1 protein-coding gene is annotated in these 333 nt (G+C 53.8%); it reads right to left on the bottom strand.

Annotated elements, in window-relative coordinates:
- Positions 1 to 201 precede the first annotated feature (201 nt).
- The coding region (locus AB9K34_RS00025) for a transposase (protein WP_148044812.1) at positions 202 to 333 on the bottom strand (132 nt) is incomplete at its 5' end.

Here is a 333-nt window from a genome sequence, read left to right on the forward strand (position 1 = left end):
CGTCGGCATGCCCGCCTCTTGCTCCTTGATCATCCCGATAATCTGCGCCTCGGTAAAACGGCTCTTTCGCATTCGTCTGCTCCTTCAAGGTTGGGCAGACTCTACATCATGATGAGGGATTTCGCGGGGGGCAGGTCATGGACATTCGCGTAAATGGTTAAAAAATCGAGATTCACGAAAGCAATCTTTGTGATGGCTAGGTCATGTTGACAAATGGCGGAGCCATAGGCGGATAGATGTGATGTCGATGAAGCCAAGGAAGCTCTCGGCGGTCTTGTCGTAGCGGGTGGCGACGCGCCGGGCGTTTTTGAGCTTGTTGAAGCAGCGCTCGAC

The sequence above is a fragment of the Sedimentitalea sp. XS_ASV28 genome (genome assembly GCF_041224545.1).
Classification (GTDB): Bacteria; Pseudomonadota; Alphaproteobacteria; order Rhodobacterales; family Rhodobacteraceae; genus Sedimentitalea.